Origin of the sequence: Thiothrix unzii (genome assembly GCF_017901175.1) — a bacterium.
Lineage (GTDB): Bacteria > Pseudomonadota > Gammaproteobacteria > Thiotrichales > Thiotrichaceae > Thiothrix > Thiothrix unzii.
On record NZ_CP072793.1, the window covers coordinates 2,914,709 to 2,937,549 of the forward strand.

The window sequence follows — 22,841 nt, forward strand, 5'->3', positions numbered from 1 at the left end:
AACAATATTAAAGAATGCTTATTTTCAATGAGCGTGGGGGTATTGTCCAGTAAACCCGTAAGAAATATCAGCGTAAAAACAGATTGCGGTATAAACCCGCCTGTTGAGTGATCGCATTACTCGCAAACACGTCCGAAATCACCGCCAGCATATCCGCCCCCTCTGCCACCAGAGCGGGTGCGGTTGCCAACGTAATGCCACCAATCGCACAAATCGGCACACGCAATTGCGCCCGCGCCTCGTGCAATAACGGCAAGGTAGCACGCGGCGCATTCGGCTTAGTCGGCGATGGGAAAAAACTACCAAACGCGACGTAATCCGCTCCGTGTTGCGCCGCCGTTAACGCCAGTTCCAACTGGTTGTAACACGACACTCCGATAATCGCCGTATTGCCCAAGGCTGCGCGTGCCACTGTTAGCGCGGAATCTTCGCGGCCTACGTGTACGCCGTCGGCTTGCACGGTTTTTGCCAACGCCACATCGTCATTAATGATAAACAAAGCGTTATACTCGTGACACAAAGCACGTAAAGCACGCGCCTCTTGCTCGCGGCGTGCGCTGTCGGTGGTTTTGTCGCGGTATTGGACGATGGCAGCACCACCAAGTAAGGCTTGTTCCACTTTGCGCAACAGGACATCACCTGTTGAACCGTCGGTGATGACGTAAAGACCTCGTAGACTCATGTTTCGCTTTCCCTGCAAACCCCTAAAAACGACATGACCATTGTTAAAGTCAGCTTTAAAACGGTCATGTGCGGCATTATCCAGCCACTATACTATTTCATCCAATAAAACCGATTCGGCAACCACTGCCCGCGCCCGATTTTACGCCCCGCCTGCAAACTTCCCCACGTATACGCTTGCGCCGTAGCCACTGCTTTCACCATATCCATGCCTTTGGCGAGGTTAACCGCACAAGCGGAAGCGAGAGTGCAACCCGAACCGTGGTAGGTTTCCGGCAAGCGTTCCCACGTCCAAGTGCGTAAGCGTTTGCCTTCGCCATACAGGGCATTTTCCACCTGTGCGGTATCAGCATGAGTGCCGGTCAGCAACACATGGCTGCAACCTTGATCCAGCAAGGAAAGTGCGTATGCGTCAAGCGTATCGCCGTGAATTGCCAGTTGCGCCGCTTCGGGGACATTGGGGGTAAGCAAGGTGGTGAGCGGCAATAAATATTCGCGAATAGCTTCCAACAGCAAATCGCTGGAAAAGCTTTTACCCCCACCCGCAGCGAGGATGGGGTCGAGAATCACCGGCACATCCGGGGCTTGCAGCAGGATGCGATGCACCGCCTGCACCGCTGCAATACTGCCCAGCAAACCGATTTTAATCGCCGCAATCGGCATATCGGCTAACAAGGCTTCGGCCTGTTGCTCAATCAAATAATCAGCCACTGGCTCAATACGCTGCACGTTGCAGGTGTCCTGCACCGTCAGGCAAGTAATCACCGAAACCGCGTGCCCACCTTGACTGGCAATCGCTTCCATATCAGCCTGAATGCCTGCACCGCCGCTAGGGTCATGCCCTGCTAACACCATTACCACCGGAATACTCATGTTTGCGCCTCCATTCAGCCGCACATCTCCCCCACGCGTTTACGCACGATTACAATGCCGTCCTCAATGTCGCTTTTTTGACGCTCAAAACCCAACCGCTGCATCAGTTTCAACATACCATGATTGTGCGCTAAGACTTCGCCATCAATGTAACGCAGACCGCGAGCACGGGCAGTGTCGATGAGAATATTCATCATCACCCCGCCCAGACCGCGATTTTGGAATTCATCTGCAATCACCAACGCGAATTCACAACTGTTTCTATCAGGGTTAATCGCATAGCGCGTCACCCCCATTTCCACTTCCTTGCCATCTTGCCGGGTTAACGCGAGGAATGCCATTTCCCTGTCATAATCAATTTGCGTCAGGCGCACCAACATATCCGGGGTAAGCTCGCGCAGGGCTTGCATAAAGCGCATGTAACGCGATTCTTTCGACAAATTGCGCACGAATTCCTGTTCCATCTCCGCATCTTCAGGACGAATCGGGCGGATAATAATGTCTGTACCATCAGGCAATTGCAGGTGTTTCACCAAATCATTCGGGTACGGGTGAATCGCCATGTGATCGTAACGCCGTGCCGTCACTGGCGGGTAATTGATGGTAAAGCGTGCATCCACTGCCACCACGCCATCCGCATCCGCCACTAACGGGTTGATGTCCATTTCGACAATTTCCGGCAATTCGCACACCATCTCGGAAACCCGTTGCAGCACTTTCCACAAAGCCTCGAAGTTGATCTTCGGCATATTGCGGAACTCGCCCAATAACCGCGCTACTCGCGTGCGACACACGGTCTTTTTGATCATGTAATCGTTTAACGGCGGCAACGCAACCGCATGGTCACGGTGAATTTCCACCGCAGTGCCACCCATACCAAAGCTAATAATCGGGCCAAATACCGGATCACGTACCACCCCAATCATCAATTCGCGGGCGGAATTGCTTTGGTGCATCCGCTCCACGGTAATCCCTTCGATGCGAGCATCCGGCATACCACGCTTGGTGGCTTCGATTAATTCTTGGTAAATGCTGCGTACTGCGTGCGCACTGGCAATGTTTAAGCGTACTCCGTTCACATCGGATTTGTGCAATACATCCGGCGAGCTGATTTTCATCACTACCGGGAAACCCAGCGATTCCGCCGCGACCAAGGCTTCTGCCGGACTGCGGGTTAAAATCGTCGGCACGGCTGGAATCCGAAACGCTGATAAAATTGCCCGTGATTCGGTGGTGGATAAGGCACGTCGCCCTTCCGCCAGCACACTTTCCAAAATCAGGCGCGCGCCCTGCACATCGGGTTCACGGGTTTGCTCCTGCACCGACGGCGGCACTTGCATCAGCATTTTTTGGTTATCGCGGTAATGCGTCAGGTACGAAAAAGCTTCAACCGCCGCTTCCGGGGTACGGAAATGCGGCACATTGGCAGCAGCTAACATCTCACGTCCCGCTGCCACTTGCTCATCACCCATCCAACACGCTAACACTGGTTTGCAGATTTTGCTGGACTTGGGGTCTTTACATAAATTCGCCACCACCTTTGCCACACCTGCGGGGTCGGTCATGGCTTGTGGGGTCAACATTACCAGCACACCGTCGACGTTTTCGTCTTTCATGCAACATTGCAGCGCGGCGGCGTAACGTTCCGGGGTGGCATCGCCCAAAATATCCACCGGATTACCGTGCGACCAAGTGGGTGGCAATACCTTATTCAATTCCACCAGCGTCGGCGCACTTAAGGTTGCCATGCGCAAGCCGGTTTCCACTGCACGATCCGTTGCCATTACGCCGGGGCCGCCGCCATTGGTTAAAATCAGCAAACGGTTTTGCTGAGTACGCAACCCTGACGATAAAATTTGCGCCGCTGAAAACAACTGGCTAATGGTATCAACCTGCACCGCACCAGCACGCTCTAACGCGGCGGTGAAAGCTTCACTACCGCCCACAATTGCACCCGTGTGAGTGCTTGCTGCGCGGGAACCTTCCTCGTAACGCCCTGCTTTCAACACCACCACCGGCTTCATCCGCGAGGCAGTACGTAAACCGCTCATGAAACCGCGTGCGTCGTGTACACCTTCGATATACAGCAAAATGCTATCGGTTTTCGGGTCAAGCGCGAGGAAATCCAGCACATCACCAAAATCAACATCCGCCGCATCGCCCAAAGTCATTACCGTGGAAAAACCGATTTGCCGTGGGGAAGCCCAATCCAAAATCGCAGTACACATACCACCGGATTGCGACACCAGTGCTAAATTACCGGGCAACGCCTGATTGCGGCTAAAAGTGGCATTTAACCCTACCGACGGACGCATAATGCCCAAACAGTTGGGGCCAATAATGTGCATTCCGTACTGTTGCGCAATATCTACCGAGTCTTTTTGCAACCGCGCCCCGCGTGCGCCCGTTTCTGCAAACCCAGAAGAAAGCACCACCACGCCTTTTACCCCGTGTTCGCCGCATTGCTGAAGAATGCTGGGCACGCTCGCAGCCGGGGTGGTAATAACCGCCAGATCGACAGGTTTATTCAACGCGACTAAATTGGGAAAAGCGACATGCTCTTGAACTTTCGCGTATTTGGGATTGATGGGGTAAACTGTACCCTTGAATTTAGCATTCAGCAGATTTTTGAACACAAGGGTTCCCACCCCGTCGGGGCTGTCACTTGCGCCAAAGACCGCGATGGATTGTGGCGTAAAAAGTTGATTTAAGTAATGGTGACCCATGGTCCAAACCTCTAGACTGGACGAAGATTAAGCGCAGCGGTGACGAAAGCCTAAAAACGCCAGATGCTGCATTGCAACATATTCTACGCGGGTTTCTGTAAAAAAGACATGACAGTTGCTGTAATAACCCATTCCCATTGCAATTTACACGACAATGGGACACCCCATCACCCCGAATGTGGCGAACGTTTGGACGCTATCAACAATCGCATGATCATGTCGGGCGTTGACTGGATTTCGCGGCATTACGATTCGCATTGCGCCGAACGCGAACACTTATTGCGGGCGCACGATGCCGATTACGTGGAACGGGTCTTTGCCACCGCCCCTCAAACGGGCTTTTCGATGCTGGATGGCGACACCGGGATGAATGTGCATTCCTTGGATGCGGCATTACACGCAGCAGGCGCAACCGTCATGGCTGTGGATTTGGTCATGGCTGGCACACACAAACACGCTTTTTGCGCAGTGCGCCCACCCGGTCATCATGCCGGACGTAACTGCGCGGCGGGCTTTTGCATTTTCAATAACGTAGCAGTCGGGGCGGCACACGCGCTGGAAGTTTACGCTTTGGAACGCATTGCGATTATTGATTTCGACGTACACCACGGTGACGGCACGGAAGAAATTTTCCGCGACGAACAGCGCGTTATGTTTTGCTCATCGTTCCAGCATCCGTTTTACCCGTTTACTGGCGCGGATACCAATTATCCGAATTTGCGTAACTTACCATTGCCTGCGGGTACGGGTGGAGCCGCATGGCGTGAAGCGGTTAGTGCTACTTGGTTGCCCGCGTTACGGGAATTCCAGCCTCAACTGGTAATGATTTCAGCGGGATTTGATTCGCACCTTGAAGACGACATGGGCGGGTTCAATCTGGTGGAACGCGATTACCAGTGGATTACCCGCGAATTGTGTCAAATCGCCAAAGAATTCAGCGATGGGCGCGTGGTATCGTGCTTGGAAGGTGGTTACGAATTATCCCCGCTGGGGCGCAGCGTCACTACCCATATCAAGGAATTAGCGGAATTCCATTGAGCCGGTTACTTGGTGTTATAAACCACCAAGGCCACAATGCCGGTGAGCAACGCCCACCAAAACAACTTTTTCAAGCCGTCGACTAGGGATTCCATAAAACCGGGCGGCTTTTTAGGGGGCGGTGCTTTCTCGGTGAGTTTGGCGTAAAGCTGTTCGCGCACCGCTTTTTCAGTGTCTTCCAACACCCCACCTCTGGAACCAGCAATGCTGTTTAATACCCGTTCGGTAACGCCTTTGGTGATACCGAGCTTTTCACCTTCGGCTTTGCCTTTTTTCTTGCCCTCTTCCTCACCTTCCAGATAGCCGTAGGCGTGACCGCGCTGCCAGCCAAAATAGTAGGCCAGCCACGCAAGCGCAAAGATAAAAATGATAGTCCAGAAGGTGCTGCCAAAGTCATTCATGGGGGTAAAGACTCTATCGGGTTATTATTTAGGAACACTTCGAGCGGATTTTAGCAAAAGCTGTGGCTTACTTAACACTTTTAGCGACTCAGGGCAGAAAATATTCAACACCCTGAGTCTACTTTTCAAGATTACTTGGTGACAGGCAATGGCTTGATAACGGTATTACCAGATATTGGTTTCAACGCCGTACTCGTTAGGGCTATTTCCTCATCTGCCATTCTTGTATCCAAATCAATGTAAATAGAGCGCGGGTAGCCCCATCTTGCGTCATATTTTACATTGACTGATGCCGCTTTATTATCAATTGCTTGCTTAATTTCATTGAACAATTGATCCACAGTCATAGCACGATCACTGACATCCACCATCTTAGGCGTGGTTTCACTGCCATCGTCCTTTATTTCCACCATCAGACTTTCTGCCACAGCGGAAACAATTTTTCCATTGTTGACAGTAATCGTCATGGGCGTTGTGTACTCCGGTAAGCAGAAACAACTGCGTTGCAGTGTAAAAGTATAGTTTTGCAGTTTTCTTGCCTGCCACTTCTTGAGATTTGCCTCATAACGTCGCTTGATTTGAGGCATTTTAGGGTCTGGCTTGTTACCTATCGGTGGCGCAGGGGAATTAATCGGTTCTGGAGCAACGGCAACTGGTGGGTTTTCACTAACGCAGTAAATCCCCTCCGCACTGTTTGGATCACCTTTACAGACCATGCCCTCCGGTGCTTTAAAGACTATCGGTGCATCGGTGCTAACTGCAAATGCCATATTGCTTGAGAGCAGAATGCTCAAAAAAACAAGTTTTTTCATAATTAATGCCTTAGGGGTTTGTTTTCATTTCATTAAATAAAGACACTCGAACGCCCCAATGGGGTTGGGGAGTCTTCCATCCTAAATAGGCGAATCTTGGCACACCAACACTATCTGACAACCGGTAGATGCCCAAACGCATGACAACCGCGTAGCTCAATGCCCAATCTACGTTTGGGCTGGAACTTTTGGTCAATGATGACACTCCAAAACTGGATAAGAATGACCGGGCATAATCATGAAATACCTTTACTGTTGGCTGACAGGCGTACTGTTGGCAAGTCCACTCACTCCTGCCGCTGCGGCTAATGATGTTAATATCTCGTTTAATCAACATCCTTTACAAACTTACACTGGTGCGTTGCTGCGCCATGACTGGGCAAATCTAATGTGGGATGGCACACGCCAACGCGCCCACATTGCTACCGATGGCAAGGATAATAACGCACGTTTTTTGCGCGTTACTTACCCTGCAAACACCGTGGGGCCGGAACACAATGGCGGGCAATTTCTGGTGAATTTGCCGCCTGCCAATGAATATTACCTGCGTTATCGGGTGCGCTTTCAACCTGGCTTCGATTTTGCCAAAGGCGGAAAACTACCGGGCTTGACCAGCGGTGGGGGTAAATATTCCAACGCGCATAAACCGCTGGATGGTGATGGCTGGACAGCGCGGCTAATGTGGGTCGAACAGGGGCGTTTAGTACCGTATTTGTATTATGTGGGAATGCCTGCCAACCGCAAATTCGGGGATTTTTGGCCAATTGATGCGCAAGTCACACCGGGGAAATGGCAAACCATTACCCAGCGGATTCGCCTCAATAGCTCCGGCAAACGCGACGGTATTTACAGCGTGTGGCTGGATGGCAAGCAAGTCACCCACCGCCAAGACATGGAATGGCGGCACGGCGATAAAGGCAAGATTGATTCGTTTTACTTCAGCACTTATTACGGCGGCAATACGCAGGACTGGGCTCCGCGTTGGAATAACTACATTGATTTTGACGACATCCGCTTATCCCACGCGCCGCTTGACTAGATTTTGCGAGCGACGCGGATTTAGCTATAGTTACGCTCCTGAAGATAACGACGATGAAGGAGCATAAATCATGGTAGACGGCGTTTTTGAAAGCAATATGAAGGGCGTTTCGGCAATCGCAGACAACCCTTACGCTTATTTGCAGAAAATTGCAGGGGAAATCGACAGCTACGATACCCGCGACAAGATCGACAAAGTGTTGGATGAGCTGGATTTTATCCACGAACTGCTCGATCCTTCGATGCTGGGCAGCGTCACGGAAATTACCGGGGTGCTGATGACACGCTATCGCGCCTTGGGTAAATAGTTCGGGGCAACGGCGCGGCGGCAAACCCTACGCTGGCGATGAATAATCGGTTATGCTGCATCTTTATCGCAGCGGACGACGATCTTTCATGGAAACCACCCCAGCCTTTGCCGATTTTGACCTTGCTGAACCGCTGTTGCAGGCTGTGCAGAAACTAGGGTTTCAACAGCCCACAGCGGTACAACTCGCAGCGATTCCGCGTGCATTAGCGCGGCGCGATTTACTGGTCAGCGCGGAAACCGGCAGCGGCAAAACCGTCGCATTTTTATTGCCCACCCTCCAGCAGTTATTAGCAACCCCGACCGAGGCTTACGGCACGCGGGCGTTGGTACTCGTGCCTACCCGTGAATTGGCGAAACAAATTTACCAACAATGTCAGCAACTACTGGAATTCACCAGCCTGCAAGTCGGTTTAATTACCGGTGGGGCAGATTTCCGAGTACAGCAAACCCTGTTGCGCAAAAATGCTGAAATCGTGATTGCCACACCGGGGCGCGTGCTGGAATTGATGGAAGCGCAAACCCCTGATTTTTCACGGCTGGAAGTGCTGATTCTGGACGAAGCCGACCGTATGTTAGACATGGGCTTCAGCCAAGCCCTGCAAACCATTGCCACCGCGAGCAACCCGCAACGCCAGACGCTGCTGTTTTCCGCCACCTTGCAGCAATACGGCATTATCAAAATCGCCGAAAAAGTTTTACGCGACCCGGAAATGGTGCGCCTCAATAGCCTGTATGATCAGCACGAAAACCTCGAACAACAGGTCATCATTGCCGACAACACCGCGCACAAACAAAACCTTTTAGCATGGCTGCTGTTAAACGAAACCTTTAACAAAGCCCTCGTCTTCACTAATAGCCGCGCTCAAGCCGACAGTTTAAGCGGCGTATTGCAGGGCAAACGGGTGCGTTGCGGCGTATTGCACGGCGAAATGGATCAAAAAGAACGCAACCGCATTATGGCGTTATTCCGCCTCGGCACGATCAACACCTTGATTGCCACTGATCTGGCGGCACGCGGGCTGGATATTGAAGGTGTGGAACTGGTCGTCAATTTCGATATGCCACGCACTGGGGTACATTACATCCACCGCATCGGGCGTACCGGGCGCGGTGATACCAGCGGCATTACCGTGGCTTTGGTGCAAGCCAGCGAATGGAATTTAATGATCAATATCGAGCGATTTTTGAAACAAAATTTCAAACGGCGTACCATTGAAGGCTTGGAAGGCACTTACACCGGCCCCAAAAAACTCAAAGCCTCTGGCAAAGCCGCAGGCAGCAAAAAGAAGAAACTCGCCAAGAAAGCAGCGGCGAAGAAAGGAAAGAAGCGTTAATCATGACTAAAACCATCAATATCCCCATCATCAAAGTCCCGCACACCGCGCACATTGAAGCCCTGAACCCGCATTACACCCCCGAACAAAAAGCGGTGGTGAAGGACAAAATCAAACGCCTGCTCAAAGAGCAGGACGCAGTGCTGGTAGCGCATTATTACGTCGAACGCGATTTGCAGGAATTGGCGGAAGAAACCGGCGGTTACGTATCCGACTCGCTGGATATGGCGAAATTTGGCAATGAACACCCCGCAAAAACCCTGATTGTCGCAGGCGTGCGTTTCATGGGCGAAACCGCGAAGATTCTGAACCCGGAAAAGCGCGTGTTAATGCCAACGCTGGAAGCCGAATGTTCACTGGATTTGGAATGCCCCGCCGACCAATTTATTCCGTTTTGTGATGAAAATCCCGACCGTACTGTCGTCGTTTATTCCAATACCAGTGCGGAAGTGAAGGCACGGGCGGATTACGTTGTCACCTCCAGCATTGCGGTCGATTTAGTAACTTGGCTGCACCAACAGGGCAAGAAAATCCTCTGGGCTCCTGACAAGCATTTGGGCAATTACATCCAGCGTCTTACCGGTGCGGATATGTTGCGCTGGCAAGCGGCTTGCGTGGTGCATGACGAATTCAAATCCCGCGCCTTGGGTGATTTGATTGAGAAATATCCCGATGCAGGTATTTTGGTACACCCCGAGTCGCCTGAGGAAATCATCAAGTTAGCGGATGCGGTCGGCTCCACCTCGCAACTGATCAAGGCCGCACAGACCTTACCGCAGCAACGCTTTATCGTGGCGACTGACAACGGTATTTTCTACAAAATGCAGCAAGCCGCACCCGGTAAAGTCTTTATTGCCGCCCCAACAATGGGCGAAGGCGCGACCTGTACCAGTTGTGCGCACTGCCCTTGGATGGCAATGAATGGCCTGCATAATTTATTGAAAGTGCTGGAATCGGGTGGGAATGAAATCTTCGTGGAAGAAAGCATCCGTGTGCAAGCGTTGCGCTCAACACAGCGGATGCTGGATTTTGCTAAAATGCGGCGCGGTTAAACGATCAATCGTCGCCCATCAAGCTCATCAAAAATTGCAGGATATACCAGAACAACAAGCCCACACTGGAGAACAACGACAATGACGCAGCAACGTGTTGTTCAGTGTGGTATTCGTGGATGATATTGGAAGTGCTGTAAAGTACCGCTGCCGCTGCAAACGCAATCATAATCCCGGAAAACACCAAGCCCAGCGTAAAGCCAAACACCATACTGGCAACAATCACGCCCAGCGCAATCAATCCACCAATATTGAGAATCGGCCCCAAAAACGCGAAGTTTTTACGGGTGGTAAATGCGGTAAAGGTAATCCCCGCCACTAACATCAGCGTCAATAACACCGCGTGACCCAAGACATCCGGGGCTTTGCTCAACGCAATGTAAATCAGCGGCATGAATACTACGGCTTCTGCCAGCACAAATAAGCCCAAACCCGCGTATTGCATTTCTTTGGAAATAGCCGAGTGCGCCCATTTATCAGCGACGTAAGACACCACCATAAACAAGCCCATGACTACCAGCCACATCCACTTACTGCCTTGCAACAGGTGCAGGAATGACTCCGCCACGCCGGATTGGATCAGCAGGGATTCCACCCCAACAAACGCCAAGATCGCCCCACCTAAATGCAGGTAAGTGCGCCGAATAAAGCCAGCGCGTTCCGTTTCGCTGGCATGAGCGACGATAGTGCCGCTGTGAATGTCCAATTGTGCCATTGTGTTAACTCCTTCAGTTTTAAATCAATGAGCGTGTTTTTATGATTACATACGCACAGCCATCGGGGTAATTCCCATACCTGTCAACGTTTTTTCCCACTTGTCTAGCATCGCCTGCGTCGTCGCGGGGCCAATACGCACCCGGAACATGGGCACGCCGTTGACATCCGCTTTTTCTACCCTGCTGTTTAAACCGCTGGCTTTAGCCCGCGCTTGTAAGGAAGTCGCCTGCGCTTCGGTTTTGTACGAACCTAGCTGAAAACCATTGACCTTACCCAATTTTGCAGTAGTCGCAGGTGTTGCCGGGTCGGTTGCGGCTTCCGCTGGCTTAGTGGCGGGTTTGGATTCCTGCTTGGTTTCAGGTTTTGGCTTGGTGTCTTTGTTAGCAACCACAGCTGGAGGCTCCGGTACGACAATGGGTACGCCCACTTCTAACTGCGGCAATACTGCGTGATAACTGAAACCCGGTGGTTCATTACCGTCCGGTTCTGAAGGCGCGGTATCGCGTAACGCCGGATTATTTGCCGGATTAGGCGATGCACTGGTATTACTCGGTGCACTGACAACCGCTGGGGTAGTGGTTGTGTTCGGCGTAGTGGCGGCACTGTCACTGGCAGGTTTGTCATTATTCATGGCATACAACCCTAAGCCAACGAGCAAGCCGATAGCTATTCCCCCTAGCATCCAGCCCATCCCGTATTGGCTGAAAGTGCTGTCAGAGGCCGCTTGTTTTTTAAAGTCTTTGGTCATTGCGGTGATTCTCAAATTCGCGGTTAGCGCAAGTATAGCGAAAACCTAGGTAAGATACGGCTATTAACCTTGGATTAACGGTTATTTTCAATAATCTAGCGACTGATGGTCAACTGAAATCGACAGGATCAACATCAATTGACCAACGCACCCCCGAACAGCCGCGCAATTTCACCCCACCTGCCAACAAAAAATCGAGGGCGGTGTGCAATGCGCCGCGCTGTTTACTGCCCAATAGCAATTGCGCCCGGTAACGGTTTGCACGTTTTTCAATCGGTGCTGGAACCGGGCCTAAACACTGAATCACTTGCTCACTGGCCTTGAGGCGTTCCGCGATAAATTCCAGTAAACGTAACGCTGGTTCAAGGGTTTCGCTGCTGGCACGAATCAACGCATGATAACCGTAAGGCGGAAATGACCAACGGGCGCGATCTTCCAGCAATTGCTTGGCAAACGGGGTGTAACCCTGCCCCACTAATTGCTGCAATAACGGGTGTTGTGGCTGACTGGTTTGCAAAATCACCTGCCCCGCTTTGGTAGCACGTCCGGCACGCCCCGCGACTTGCACCAGCAATTGCCCTAAGCGTTCCAACGCGCGGTAATCGGTACTCAGCAACGCATGATCAATGTCCATAATCACCACCAAGGTCAAATTGGGGAAATCATGACCTTTGGCTAACATCTGCGTCCCCACCAAAATCAACGGTTCATTAGTACGCACTGCACTTAGCTTTTCCTCCAGCTCACCTTTGCGGCTGGTGCTGTCACGGTCGATACGCACCACCGGAAAGCCGCTGAAATGGTTTTGCAACAGCAATTCCAAACGCTCCGTACCCTGCCCTTGGGTGGTCAATTGCGGATTTTTGCAACTGGGGCATTCAGTCGGCGTGGCTTGTTCCGCACCGCAATGATGGCATACCAAACGGTTACGGCGGGCGTGCCAAGTCATTTTCACACTGCAATGCGCACAATCGGCCTGCCAACCACACGAAGGGCAATACAACGCGGGAGCAAAACCCCGGCGGTTTAAAAACACCATTGCTTGCTCACCGCGCAACAACGTATTCCGCAATGCCTGCAAGGTGTCGGGGGTTAACCCCGCCTGCAACTCAAACGGGCGCGTATCCTGTACTTGCAATGCCGGTGGACGCGCACTACCCGGACGTTGTTCCAACCGCAAATAACGGTAACGCCCAGTCTGCACGTTATACAACGATTCCAACGCAGGGGTGGCACTGCCCAGTAATACCGGAATAGCCAGCATCTGCGCCCGTTTAATCGCCAAATCGCGCCCGTGATAGCGAAACCCGTCCTGCTGTTTTAACGAGGCATCGTGTTCCTCATCAATCACAATCAATGCCAGTGACGGAGCCGGGGTAAAAATCGCCGAACGTGTACCAATAATAATTTGTGCCTGCCCACTGCGAGCGCGTAACCAAGCTTTAAAACGTTCCCCATCACTCAAACCGGAGTGCAGGCATACCGTGGGGATTTCCGCGAAAAAATGGGCAAAGCGCGTCAATAACTGCGGGGTTAAACCGATTTCCGGCACAATCACCAACACCTGCTTGCCCGCCGCCAGCAACGGAGTCATCAACCGCAAGTAAATTTCGGTTTTGCCACTGCCGGTAATCCCGTGCAACAACACTGGGCGCGGGGTACTTTCAGCATTCCAAGTTTGAATACTCTGCAAACACGCTTGCTGTGACGCGGTAAGCTGTAACGCATTGTCTGGCTCGACGGCGATTGCTGCGGGCTGTGCAGCGGGCTTGAGCAAACGCTGCATCGCTTTTGACAATGGCTTAGTTTTACGCAATGCCGCTGGTAACGCGCTAAAAATCACTTCACCCAGCGGGCAATGGTAGTAACGTGCCGCCCATTCCAACAACGCCAGCAAATGCGCATCTGCTAACGGCTCAGTGTCTAGCACCGCCTGAATCGGCTTAATCGCGAACTCAGATTCTGAGTCGGCGGCTACCGCTTCCACCCCCAAAACCAGCCCCACGCTCACCCCTTTACCTAAAGGCACGGCAACACGCACACCCACCGCAGGTATTTCACCTGCCGTTACGCTGTAACTGAGGAGTGTGTGCAACGGACGCGGGATCGCGACGTGTACTAAAGTTGAGGGTTGATCCATGCACCGAGTTTACCAGAAGCCCCGGCGACATTCTGGACGAGTTTTATCAAGATAGTTGAAGGCGAACCTCCAAAAGCGCGGCAACTGCTTGTTTCTGTGGATAGTTGTGAGGTTATGCACAAAACCTGTGGATAACTCTGTGGATGAACTGCGGAAATCTGCCTCCAGCCCTTGCTGCATAAGCGTTTTCACGCTTTGGTTAAAAATCAATCATGCTAAATTTTAATTTAAAAATCAAATAGATAACAGCAAATAAAATTAATTTCTTGACAAAGATAGCAAGATTGTTAACAGCCGATGAATATGTGGACAACTTATAAAAAAGCCCGGACGAACCGGGCTTTTTTGGCGATTGTCAAGACTTGATAGTCAAGTTTCCATAAACTCATTCTTCTTTAGCAGGCGGTACACATTGCGCTCACTAATACCCAAGGCTCTCGCCACCTTACCCCGATGCCCACTGAATTTATCCAGCAATACGTGCAGATAATGCTGCTCCAAATCTTCCAGTGTAGGTATATGCTTAAAATCCAAGCTAATTCCCTTAGTATCCACAGATACAACACCTGTTGCCGCAGCGCAATCACTCAACATAATATGCCCCGGCAAAATCCGCGCTGTATCGCCCGACAGGATAATCGCCCGTTCCACCATGTTTTTGAGTTCACGAATATTCCCCGGCCACGGATACGCCACCAGTTTTGCCAACGCCTCCTCGCTCAAGTGCTTGTTAACCCGCCGCGAAAAGTCGTGGTTATTGATAAAATGTTTCACCAATGCCGGAATATCGTCACTGCGTTGGCGCAACGGCGGCACGTAAATGGTAAAGGCATTCAGACGGTAAAACAGATCCGCCCGGAACGTACCTTCCTGCGACATTGCCAGCAAATCGCGGTTGGTAGCAGCAACTACCCGCACGTTGGCACTTAAGTCACGAGTACCACCCAGCCGCCGGAAACGCCCAGTTTCCAGCACCCGTAACAATTTAGCCTGAATCGCTGGAGTAATTTCACCAATTTCATCCAGAAACAGCGTGCCACCTTCGGCGCTTTCGATCAGCCCTTTTTTCTGGCGATCCGCACCGGTAAACGCGCCTTTTTCATGCCCGAACAGTTCCGACTCGAACAGGTTTTCCTGCATGGTGCAGCAATCCAAAGCGACGAAACTGCGACTAGCGACTTGGCTGCGTTCGTGGATTTCGCGGGCAACCAATTCTTTGCCCACCCCGCTTTCGCCCTGAATCAGCACCGTCATCATGCTGGGGGCAACCGCACCAATCATGTTTTCTACCTCCTTCAAGGCAGGACTTTGCCCGACCATGAAGGACTTGCGCTTTTGCACCTGCTCTTTGAGGTAGAGAAATTCCTGTTTCATGCTGTGCGCGTCCAGCACTTTGCGGATCACCAGTTGCAACTCGTCCAGATTCACCGGCTTGAGCAAGTATTCAGCCGCACCTGCCTGCATTGCCCCGACCGCCTCCTTTACGCTGCCATAAGCGGTAATAATGATCACCGGGCAATCCCCGACCAATTGCGGCAAAATGTCGCGCCCCCGCGCATCCGGCAACTGGCAATCCAGCAGCACCAGATGCGGGTCATGTTGTTGCAAATACGCCTGCGCCGCCGCCCATGAATGCACCCCGGTTGCCGCGTGCCCCATGCGGTTGAGCTGCCCCACCATCAAACGATTCAGGGTTACGTCGTCGTCAATCACCAATACCAAGGGAATCATGCTGCCTCCTGAGCCACGTTTTGCACGTCATCCGCATCGGGAAAATGCAGCACAAATGCCGTCTTCCCTGCCGCATGTTCCGCCACCTGTATTTGACCGCCATGTTGTTTGACCAGCGTGCGGGTAATGGTCAGCCCCAACCCAGTGCCACGTTGGTCATGACGACGGCTGAAAAACGGGTCGAAAATATGCGCCAGAATCGCGTCGGGAATGCCCGTACCCGAGTCCTCCACCCGAATTTCAACCGTAGCACCCTGTTTGCGGGTAATGACCCGCAATTCGCCGCCCGCTGGCATGGCGTGGAAGGCATTTTGCGCCAGATTCAGGATAATCATACGCACATCGTTATCCGCCGCGAGGATGCGCGGATTGCTGGAATCCAGTTTCAACGCTTCGCCAATCCCTTGTTGTTCGCGCTCGAAACGCAACAGGGACAGGGTTTCGCGAATCACACCGTTCACCTCCACCAGTTCGGGATGCCCGCTGGCAAGCGTACCAAGCTTCATCAGGCGGCGAGTCACGTTGAGGCATTGTTCCACTTGTTCGTCTACCAGATGCAGGTAATCTTTCAGCTCCGTCACATTTTCCTGTGAAGTATCCAATATCTGATCGCTGGCTTGCAGCGCAATGCGTACCGATGCGAGTGGGTTATGGATTTCGTGGGCAACGCCTGCCGCCAACTCGCCCAGCGAGGCAAGTTTTTGTTCGTGCGAATACTGCACCGCCTTATCCAGATCGCGCACCGATTCCACCACCAGACATTCTGAGGCAACCGCTTCCCCTGCAACCACGGGCAAACGCGCCGCGTACACTTCGGTGGATAACAAGGACGCATCAGCCCGATGCAGGGTTTCCATGAATTTCAATGTCGGTTGTTCGGCACTCAGCATCGCCAGCGGGCAACTACGCAACGATGGAGGGCAAGGCGTATCACGCTGGTAAGTGACCTTGTAACAGTATTGCTGGCGTAAACTTTCCGCAGAATCAACACCACATTGGTTCGCATAAGCACGGTTTGCCAGCACAATCTGGAAATACGGGTCGATCACCCGCACCCCATCCGGCACGGCATCAATCAAGCCTTGCAGGAACTGTTCGCGGCTTTGCAATACCTGATGGCTATGTTGCAAGCGTTCCGCCATGTGGTTGAAAGTGTTGGCGAGGTTTGCCATTTCATCCTTGCCCCGCACGGGGACACGGGCGGCGAGATTGCCTTGCGACAAGGCATGGCTGGCGGTATCGAGGCTGCTAATCGGTTGCAGCACATAACGCCGCATAAACCACCATGCCGCGCCCGCGCTGAACAGTACCGCTACCGCCCCTGCACCGGTCAACATCAGGATATTTACCCAACCTTTCTCGCGGATCGGTGCAGCATCGTAATCCACCACCAGAATGCCGTTGACGGGGTGGGATGCTGCGCTGCCGTGGCATTGCATACATTCCGGTTTATTCCTGACCGGGTGGAAAGTACGCAGTAACTCACCGCCATTGCTTGGGGTAAAGAAACGGGTGACGGGTTCGAGCGGCAGGCTTGCGGCGGTACAATCCGGGCAAAATTGCTGGATGATAGCTACTTCTGTTTGCCCCAAGCGTTGCGGCTGCGACGCAAAGCGCACCTCACCCGCCGGATTGAGGATCATCACTTCCTTCACCCCCTCTTGCTTGCCCAAATCGCTGATAATGTCACGCAAACCGGGCAGGTCGCGACGCAACATCGCACCTTCCAGCGACGACTTCAGCAACAGGCTGACCGAATGCGAGGCTTGGGTACGCTCATCCGCAATCTGCGCACTGTAGAAATAGTAAAACATCAGCAAAAAACACACCGACACCAACCCCAATACCCCAAACAGGAAGATGATAAAGCGGCGGCTCAGGTGTTGCGTAGGCATAGGCACGAAATAACTCCCTATTTTGAAGAGAAGAGTGTAACGCACTTAATGACAAAATGTCTTGATCAACTTTTGGCGTGACAAGATGTCACCAGAAATATGACATATTGTCATAAATTCATGATCCGAAATACCTATCTGCCCACCGAGAAAATAACTAAAAATATCATATATATCAAATAATTAATTAGATTCCTCAACATTTGGCACAGTTCCTGCTGTATGGAGGGTGGATGAAGGATATGAGAGAGGAGAGAACTCGACATGCGAATGCACCATTTCCTGTTCGCGCTGCTGGCTACTACCGCACAGGCAGGCGAAATTGCCTATATCGCAGGCACAAACCCGGCGGAACGCCCCGCCACTGCCCCTGCTGTGACTGAAGTTCAAAAAGATGCGGCTTGGTACGCAAGCGCGTTAACTGGTGTGGCACAACCCTACCCCGCTTCGCTGCACTTTCTGGAAAATCAGGGCAACTGGTTTAGCCCCTTCACCCATGCTGGCATGACTCCGCCTTATGATCTGCGCGGCTGGCATACCGACAAGTAAAGTTCTGAAACGTAACCGTTAGTTAATCGATGGAGACTTCAAATGAAACAGTTTGTTAAAAAAACCTTGGCTATGTTGGTCGGTGCGATGCTGCTTTCCCCCGTAGTGTTTGCTGAACAACAACAAGGCATGGGCGGCATGTCAGGTATGAATGGCATGTCCGGCATGGGCGGGATGCAAGGCATGAATGGCATGTCGGGCATGAACGGGATGTCAGGTATGGGCGGCATGAATGGCATGTCGGGCATGAACGGGATGTCAGGTATGGGTGGCATGAATGGCATGTCAGGAATGAACGGGATGTCAGGTATGGGCGGCATGAATGGCATGTCTGGGATGAACGGAATGTCAGGCATGGGCGGCATGAATGGCATGTCTGGGATGAACGGGATGTCAGGTATGGGCGGCATGAATGGCATGTCAGGAATGAACGGGATGTCTGGCATGGGCGGCATGTCGGGGATGTCTGGTAACAAAGTTTGTACCAAATGGGTTCCTGTTCAAACAGGCATGTCAGGTATGAACGGAATGTCAGGTATGGGCGGCATGAACGGCATGTCGGGGATGAATGGGATGTCCGGCATGGGCGGTATGAATGGCATGTCGGGCATGAACGGAATGTCTGGCATGGGTGGCATGGGTGGCATGGGTGGCATGAATGGGATGTCTGGCATGGGTGGGATGCAAGGCATGAATGGGATGTCGGGCATGAACGGAATGTCTGGCATGGGTGGCATGAATGGAATGTCTGGCATGGGCGGCATGAACGGGATGCAAGGCATGGATGGAATGAGTGGCATGAACGGAATGTCAGGCATGGGCGGTATGAATGGCATGTCGGGGATGAACGGAATGTCAGGCATGGGTGGGATGCAAGGCATGAATGGCATGTCTGGGATGAGCGGCAACCCAGCAATGGTCTGTGTTGAATGGGCTGATTCCCAAAGTGGTATGTCAGGCATGAACGGGATGTCAGGCATGGGCGGCATGAATGGTATGTCTGGGATGAACGGAATGTCAGGTATGGGCGGCATGAATGGCATGTCGGGGATGAACGGGATGTCCGGCATGGGCGGCATGAATGGCATGTCTGGGATGAACGGAATGTCAGGGATGAACGGAATGTCAGGCATGGGCGGCATGAATGGCATGTCTGGGATGCAAGGCATGGATGGTATGAGTGGCATGAACGGAATGTCAGGCATGGGCGGCATGAACGGCATGTCTGGGATGCAAGGTCAAACTTGGACACCACCAGCTAAATAAAAAATCCCCCTCACCCCAGCCTCTCTCCTGCCAAGGGAGGGAGGCTTTTACCAAGGAGTCACATTCATGAATGCAGGCACGGATAAATGGTGGGTCGGCGTACTAGCCCTTGTCATTGCGGTTGTGGGAGGGTTCAGCGTACATTTCATGTCAAACTCCAATAGCGCACCCGCCCCTGAACCCAGCACAACCACAACAGCAACAGCACCGAAAGAAGCACCAGCGACACCCGCAGTAGCCGCCGCGCCCCCAGTGAGCAGCGATTACCAGCGCGTCCGCTACGACCCCATCCACTTCAAACCTGCCATTGATAAAGCCACGGATGCCGATTGCTTGAAATGCCATCAGGAGGTGCTGGACACCAACACCCGTGATGCATCCCCAGCAGGCTTAAAGAAAACTGACACGCTGGCGTGGTATCAAACGCTTGCTACCTATGAAGGCGAACAAATGACCTTCCACCAGCGTCACCTGACTGCACCTTTTATTAAAAAGGTTGCCAATATGAGCTGCACCACCTGCCATCAGGGTAATAACCCCCGCGACGAAGTGTCCGGCACGGCGGCTGACAGCCCAACCGACTTAACCATGCGCAAGATGGTTGACCCGAATACCTGTTTGATGTGCCACGGGCAATTTCCCTATCAGAACATGGGCTTACCGGGGCCTTGGCATGAAAGCGGTGCAGCGTTCCAGAACAACTGTTTACTGTGCCACGCAGCGATCCGCACCAACCGCCACAAGGTCAATTTCCTCAATGCCGCCGGGATTGAACAAGAAGGCGTTGCCAACAGCGATTCTTGCTACGGCTGCCACGGCGGACGCGCATGGTATCGCACCAGTTTCCCCTACCCGCGCCACGCATGGGCGGGAGCAGGCGCAACTGTACCTGATTGGGCGAAAGATCGCCCCACCGAATCCGACCTACGTTTTTTGATTGAAGGGAGCAAGCCATGAGTGAACCAAGCTGGCAAGACAAGCTGAAATCCGCCCTGAAGATGGATCGGCGCAGCTTCCTTAAAACCACCGCAGTCGGTTCTGCCGCCATTGCAGCCGGTGGCCTGACGCTCAAACCCAAGGAAGCCAAGGCGTTTGCGTATGAACCTTACCCACGCGACAACGACCTGACCACAGTCGTCACCAGTTGCGCCCACAATTGCGGCTCGCGCCACATGCTGGTGGCGCACAAGAAAGGCGATGTGATCGTGCGCCTTTCCACCGACGACGGGCGTTACCAAAAAGGCGGTGAATTCGGCAAAGACACGTTTGAAGAACCGCAAATGCGGGCTTGTTTGCGCGGGCGTTCCTACCGTTCGCGCCTGTATTCGCAGGAACGTTTGCTCTACCCGATGATTAGCACGGGCAAGCGTGGCGAAGGCAAATTCAAACGCGCCTCATGGGATGCGGCACTCGATCATGTTGCGGGCAAAATGGAAGAGCTGAAAAGCAAATACGGCCCCACTGCCCTGCTTGACCAAAGTTACGCGGGCGCATCCTACGGCGTATTGCACAAATCCGACCAGATTGAAGGCTTGCTGGGGCGTTTTCTCGGCATGTACGGCTGCCGCACCAGTTCGTGGTCAGTACCCTCGTATGAAGGCACGAAATTCAGCTCGAAAACCACCTTCGGCACGATTGAAGACGGCAATGAAGATGACACGTTTGCGCATTCCAAACTGATCATTATGTGGGGCTGGAATCCAGCGTATACCTTCCACGGCGGCAATACCTTCTACTACATGCGCATGGCGAAGCAGAACGGCTGCAAGTTTGTGCTGGTTGACCCGCAATATACCGATTCCGCGTCTGCGTATGATGCCTGGTGGATTCCGATCCGCCCCAATACCGATGCGGCAATGATGGCGGGGATGGCGCACCACATTTTCACCAGCAACCTGCAAGACCAAAACTTCATCAATAAATTTGTGCAAGGCATGGATGCTGGCACGATGCCAGAGTGGGCGAAGGACAAGGAAAACTTCAAGGATTATATCCTCGGCAAATACGACAACACCCCGAAATCGCCGGAATGGGCAGCGGAGATTTGCGGTGTATCCGCCGACGACATTAAGAAATTGGCGCAATTGTACGCCACCACCAAACCTGCCGCGCTCAAAGCGTCCTGGGCTCCGGGGCGCAACGCTTACGGCGAACAATACAACCGCATGGCAGCCGCGTTGCAGTCCATGACCGGCAATATCGGTATTTTGGGCGGCTGTGCGGAAGGCATCGGCAAGGCATGGCACGCCGAAGGGGTTGCCTACCCTTACGACGAATTCGCCAATGTGTTTTACGAATCCATCAAATCTGACCGCTGGGCGCATTGCGTATTGAACTACCCGAATGTAAAGCGCGAAGAGATTGGCTTATGGCCGGGTGGCAAGGCGGGTGATGGGGTCATTCCCAATATTCGCGGCATTTTCTGGCAAGGCTCAGACTGGTTTAACCAACTCACCAATATCAATAAAGAAATTCAGGCAATCAACAAGCTGGATTTGGTGGTGTGTAACGATTCCACCATTACCCCATCCGGCTTGTATGCGGATGTATTGTTCCCGATTGCCACGCACTTTGAACGCCATGACGTGGCATTGCCTTGGTACAAGGGGCATTACTACATCCACCGCCCTAAAGTGATTGAACCGCTAGGTGAAAGTAAAACCGACCTGCAAATCTACACTGAACTGGCTTACCGGCTGGGCGGTGATCAGTTTGGCAAGCGTTATAACCCCAAAGCCAACCGCGATTATTTCCTATACAACGATGCAGTGGATAATGCCTACCTGCAAGAATGGTGGGAACACAAAGTCATGGCGCATCAACACGTTGAGATGTCATGGGACGAATTCCAGAAATACGGCATTTACAAATTCAAGCTGGATCGCCCCCACGTTGCGTTTCAGGATAACGTGGAAAAAGGCGTGCCTTGGCCTACCGCATCCGGCAAGATCGAAATCTTTTCGGGGCAATTGGCACAGTATGACGACTGGACAAAAACGGCTTACGGCTATGAAATTCCTGCCATCCCCAAATGGATTGAGCCGTGGGAATATCTGGGTGACAAGGAAAAAACCGCCAAACACCCGTTCCACCTGATTTCACCGCACCCGCGCCACCGCACCCATTCGATTTTCAACAATATCGGCTGGCTGCGTGAAACCTACGAACAGGAAGTCACCATCAACGCTTCCGATGCCAAAAAGCTCGGTATCAAAACCGGCGATACCGTGGAAGTGTTCAATGATCGTGGCAAGGTGGTTGTGCCAGCGTATGTGACCGAACGCTGTATGCCCGGTGTGTTGGTGATCTACGAAGGTGCGTGGTTGGATTTAGATGAAAATGGCGTCGACCGTTCCGGCAACCCCGACATGCTGACGTTGGATGAACCCAGCCCGGCTGGTTCGTTTGCTTACAACACGGTGCTGGCAAGCATCCAGAAAACCGACCTTGCACACAAACCCGGTTGGGACAGGCTGGCAACTGCCCGCAGCCATGTGTTCCGGCGTGACCTGTAATCTTTCGAGGAGAAT

Annotated in this window: 19 protein-coding genes; 9 read left to right on the forward strand and 10 right to left on the reverse strand. The window is 52.6% G+C overall.

Features of this window, described 5'->3' with window-relative positions; translation table 11 throughout:
- Nucleotides 1–67 precede the first annotated feature (67 nt).
- From thiE to J9260_RS14560, 3 genes are all read right to left on the reverse strand, one after another.
- Nucleotides 68–682 (reverse strand): thiamine phosphate synthase, encoded by a 615-nt coding sequence (gene thiE, locus J9260_RS14550; RefSeq protein ID WP_210218440.1) that lies wholly within the window; start codon nucleotides 680–682, stop codon nucleotides 68–70.
- 92 nt (nucleotides 683–774) lie between these two features.
- Complete coding sequence (thiD, locus tag J9260_RS14555) at nucleotides 775–1,554, reverse strand: bifunctional hydroxymethylpyrimidine kinase/phosphomethylpyrimidine kinase (protein WP_210218441.1); 780 nt, start codon at nucleotides 1,552–1,554, stop codon at nucleotides 775–777.
- A 14-nt stretch (nucleotides 1,555–1,568) separates the two neighbouring features.
- Entirely contained in the window at nucleotides 1,569–4,280 is a 2,712-nt protein-coding gene (locus tag J9260_RS14560; RefSeq protein ID WP_210218442.1) for a bifunctional acetate--CoA ligase family protein/GNAT family N-acetyltransferase, read from the reverse strand.
- Between the two features lie 108 nt (nucleotides 4,281–4,388).
- Between J9260_RS14560 and J9260_RS14565 the strand changes: the two genes are divergently transcribed.
- A complete protein-coding gene (locus tag J9260_RS14565) occupies nucleotides 4,389–5,318 on the forward strand; it encodes a histone deacetylase family protein (RefSeq protein WP_210218443.1) in 930 nt (309 codons plus the stop codon).
- A gap of 5 nt (nucleotides 5,319–5,323) precedes the next feature.
- Here J9260_RS14565 and J9260_RS14570 read toward each other — a convergent pair whose 3' ends face one another.
- Nucleotides 5,324–5,719 carry a hypothetical protein gene (locus J9260_RS14570; RefSeq protein WP_210218444.1) on the reverse strand — a complete coding sequence of 132 codons (396 nt, stop codon included), beginning with the start codon at nucleotides 5,717–5,719 and terminating at the stop codon, nucleotides 5,324–5,326.
- Between the two features lie 131 nt (nucleotides 5,720–5,850).
- Nucleotides 5,851–6,531, reverse strand: coding sequence for a DUF6174 domain-containing protein (locus J9260_RS14575; protein ID WP_210218445.1), 681 nt, complete (start codon nucleotides 6,529–6,531; stop codon nucleotides 5,851–5,853).
- A gap of 238 nt (nucleotides 6,532–6,769) precedes the next feature.
- Here J9260_RS14575 and J9260_RS14580 point away from each other — a divergent pair, with 238 nt between their 5' ends.
- The 4 genes from J9260_RS14580 (at nucleotide 6,770) to nadA (ending at nucleotide 10,265) form a co-directional block, all read left to right on the forward strand.
- On the forward strand, nucleotides 6,770–7,570 hold the full coding sequence (locus tag J9260_RS14580) for a polysaccharide lyase (protein WP_210218446.1): 801 nt from the start codon (nucleotides 6,770–6,772) through the stop codon (nucleotides 7,568–7,570).
- Nucleotides 7,571–7,640: 70 nt separating this feature from the next.
- Nucleotides 7,641–7,877 carry a hypothetical protein gene (locus J9260_RS14585; RefSeq protein WP_210218447.1) on the forward strand — a complete coding sequence of 79 codons (237 nt, stop codon included), beginning with the start codon at nucleotides 7,641–7,643 and terminating at the stop codon, nucleotides 7,875–7,877.
- A gap of 88 nt (nucleotides 7,878–7,965) precedes the next feature.
- Nucleotides 7,966–9,213 carry a DEAD/DEAH box helicase gene (locus tag J9260_RS14590; protein ID WP_210218448.1) on the forward strand — a complete coding sequence of 416 codons (1,248 nt, stop codon included), beginning with the start codon at nucleotides 7,966–7,968 and terminating at the stop codon, nucleotides 9,211–9,213.
- Nucleotides 9,214–9,215: 2 nt separating this feature from the next.
- Nucleotides 9,216–10,265, forward strand: a complete 1,050-nt coding sequence (gene nadA / locus J9260_RS14595; RefSeq protein WP_210218449.1) for a quinolinate synthase NadA — start codon at nucleotides 9,216–9,218, stop codon at nucleotides 10,263–10,265.
- Between the two features lie 4 nt (nucleotides 10,266–10,269).
- Here nadA and J9260_RS14600 read toward each other — a convergent pair whose 3' ends face one another.
- The 5 genes from J9260_RS14600 to J9260_RS14620 all read right to left on the reverse strand — a co-directional run bounded on the left by J9260_RS14600 (nucleotide 10,270) and on the right by J9260_RS14620 (nucleotide 17,496).
- Complete coding sequence (locus tag J9260_RS14600) at nucleotides 10,270–10,980, reverse strand: Bax inhibitor-1/YccA family protein (RefSeq protein ID WP_210218450.1); 711 nt, start codon at nucleotides 10,978–10,980, stop codon at nucleotides 10,270–10,272.
- Nucleotides 10,981–11,025: 45 nt separating this feature from the next.
- Nucleotides 11,026–11,730, reverse strand: coding sequence for an SPOR domain-containing protein (locus tag J9260_RS14605; RefSeq protein WP_210218451.1), 705 nt, complete (start codon nucleotides 11,728–11,730; stop codon nucleotides 11,026–11,028).
- Nucleotides 11,731–11,839: 109 nt separating this feature from the next.
- Nucleotides 11,840–13,870, reverse strand: coding sequence for a replication restart helicase PriA (priA, locus tag J9260_RS14610; RefSeq protein ID WP_210218452.1), 2,031 nt, complete (start codon nucleotides 13,868–13,870; stop codon nucleotides 11,840–11,842).
- A 369-nt stretch (nucleotides 13,871–14,239) separates the two neighbouring features.
- Complete coding sequence (locus J9260_RS14615; protein WP_210218453.1) at nucleotides 14,240–15,601, reverse strand: sigma-54-dependent transcriptional regulator; 1,362 nt, start codon at nucleotides 15,599–15,601, stop codon at nucleotides 14,240–14,242.
- Entirely contained in the window at nucleotides 15,598–17,496 is a 1,899-nt protein-coding gene (locus tag J9260_RS14620; RefSeq protein ID WP_210220808.1) for an ATP-binding protein, read from the reverse strand. Before J9260_RS14620 ends, J9260_RS14615 begins: the two co-directional genes overlap by 4 nt.
- 264 nt (nucleotides 17,497–17,760) lie before the next feature.
- Here J9260_RS14620 and J9260_RS14625 point away from each other — a divergent pair, with 264 nt between their 5' ends.
- The 4 genes from J9260_RS14625 (at nucleotide 17,761) to J9260_RS14640 (ending at nucleotide 22,826) form a co-directional block, all read left to right on the forward strand.
- Nucleotides 17,761–18,045: a hypothetical protein gene (locus J9260_RS14625; RefSeq protein ID WP_210218454.1), complete on the forward strand. Its 285-nt coding sequence runs from the start codon at nucleotides 17,761–17,763 to the stop codon at nucleotides 18,043–18,045.
- A 42-nt stretch (nucleotides 18,046–18,087) separates the two neighbouring features.
- Nucleotides 18,088–19,311 (forward strand): hypothetical protein, encoded by a 1,224-nt coding sequence (locus J9260_RS14630; protein ID WP_210218455.1) that lies wholly within the window; start codon nucleotides 18,088–18,090, stop codon nucleotides 19,309–19,311.
- 66 nt (nucleotides 19,312–19,377) lie between these two features.
- On the forward strand, nucleotides 19,378–20,268 hold the full coding sequence (locus tag J9260_RS14635; RefSeq protein ID WP_210218456.1) for a hypothetical protein: 891 nt from the start codon (nucleotides 19,378–19,380) through the stop codon (nucleotides 20,266–20,268).
- Nucleotides 20,265–22,826 carry a molybdopterin-dependent oxidoreductase gene (locus J9260_RS14640; protein WP_210218457.1) on the forward strand — a complete coding sequence of 854 codons (2,562 nt, stop codon included), beginning with the start codon at nucleotides 20,265–20,267 and terminating at the stop codon, nucleotides 22,824–22,826. Before J9260_RS14635 ends, J9260_RS14640 begins: the two co-directional genes overlap by 4 nt.
- The last annotated feature ends 15 nt before the right edge of the window (nucleotides 22,827–22,841 follow it).

Bases quoted from the DNA above. Each gene is read 5' to 3' on its own strand.
- priA (WP_210218452.1), bottom strand. From the start codon at position 13,870: ATGGATCAACCCTCAACTTTAGTACACGTCGCGATCCCGCGTCCGTTG.
- J9260_RS14600 (WP_210218450.1), bottom strand. From the start codon at position 10,980: ATGGCACAATTGGACATTCACAGCGGCACTATCGTCGCTCATGCCAGC.
- J9260_RS14565 (WP_210218443.1), top strand. From the start codon at position 4,389: ATGACAGTTGCTGTAATAACCCATTCCCATTGCAATTTACACGACAAT.
- J9260_RS14620 (WP_210220808.1), bottom strand. From the start codon at position 17,496: ATGCCTACGCAACACCTGAGCCGCCGCTTTATCATCTTCCTGTTTGGG.
- J9260_RS14615 (WP_210218453.1), bottom strand. From the start codon at position 15,601: ATGATTCCCTTGGTATTGGTGATTGACGACGACGTAACCCTGAATCGT.
- nadA (WP_210218449.1), top strand. From the start codon at position 9,216: ATGACTAAAACCATCAATATCCCCATCATCAAAGTCCCGCACACCGCG.
- J9260_RS14585 (WP_210218447.1), top strand. From the start codon at position 7,641: ATGGTAGACGGCGTTTTTGAAAGCAATATGAAGGGCGTTTCGGCAATC.
- J9260_RS14605 (WP_210218451.1), bottom strand. From the start codon at position 11,730: ATGACCAAAGACTTTAAAAAACAAGCGGCCTCTGACAGCACTTTCAGC.
- J9260_RS14560 (WP_210218442.1), bottom strand. From the start codon at position 4,280: ATGGGTCACCATTACTTAAATCAACTTTTTACGCCACAATCCATCGCG.
- J9260_RS14640 (WP_210218457.1), top strand. From the start codon at position 20,265: ATGAGTGAACCAAGCTGGCAAGACAAGCTGAAATCCGCCCTGAAGATG.
- J9260_RS14580 (WP_210218446.1), top strand. From the start codon at position 6,770: ATGAAATACCTTTACTGTTGGCTGACAGGCGTACTGTTGGCAAGTCCA.
- J9260_RS14630 (WP_210218455.1), top strand. From the start codon at position 18,088: ATGAAACAGTTTGTTAAAAAAACCTTGGCTATGTTGGTCGGTGCGATG.
- J9260_RS14590 (WP_210218448.1), top strand. From the start codon at position 7,966: ATGGAAACCACCCCAGCCTTTGCCGATTTTGACCTTGCTGAACCGCTG.
- thiD (WP_210218441.1), bottom strand. From the start codon at position 1,554: ATGAGTATTCCGGTGGTAATGGTGTTAGCAGGGCATGACCCTAGCGGC.
- J9260_RS14570 (WP_210218444.1), bottom strand. From the start codon at position 5,719: ATGAATGACTTTGGCAGCACCTTCTGGACTATCATTTTTATCTTTGCG.
- J9260_RS14575 (WP_210218445.1), bottom strand. From the start codon at position 6,531: ATGAAAAAACTTGTTTTTTTGAGCATTCTGCTCTCAAGCAATATGGCA.
- J9260_RS14625 (WP_210218454.1), top strand. From the start codon at position 17,761: ATGCGAATGCACCATTTCCTGTTCGCGCTGCTGGCTACTACCGCACAG.
- J9260_RS14635 (WP_210218456.1), top strand. From the start codon at position 19,378: ATGAATGCAGGCACGGATAAATGGTGGGTCGGCGTACTAGCCCTTGTC.
- thiE (WP_210218440.1), bottom strand. From the start codon at position 682: ATGAGTCTACGAGGTCTTTACGTCATCACCGACGGTTCAACAGGTGAT.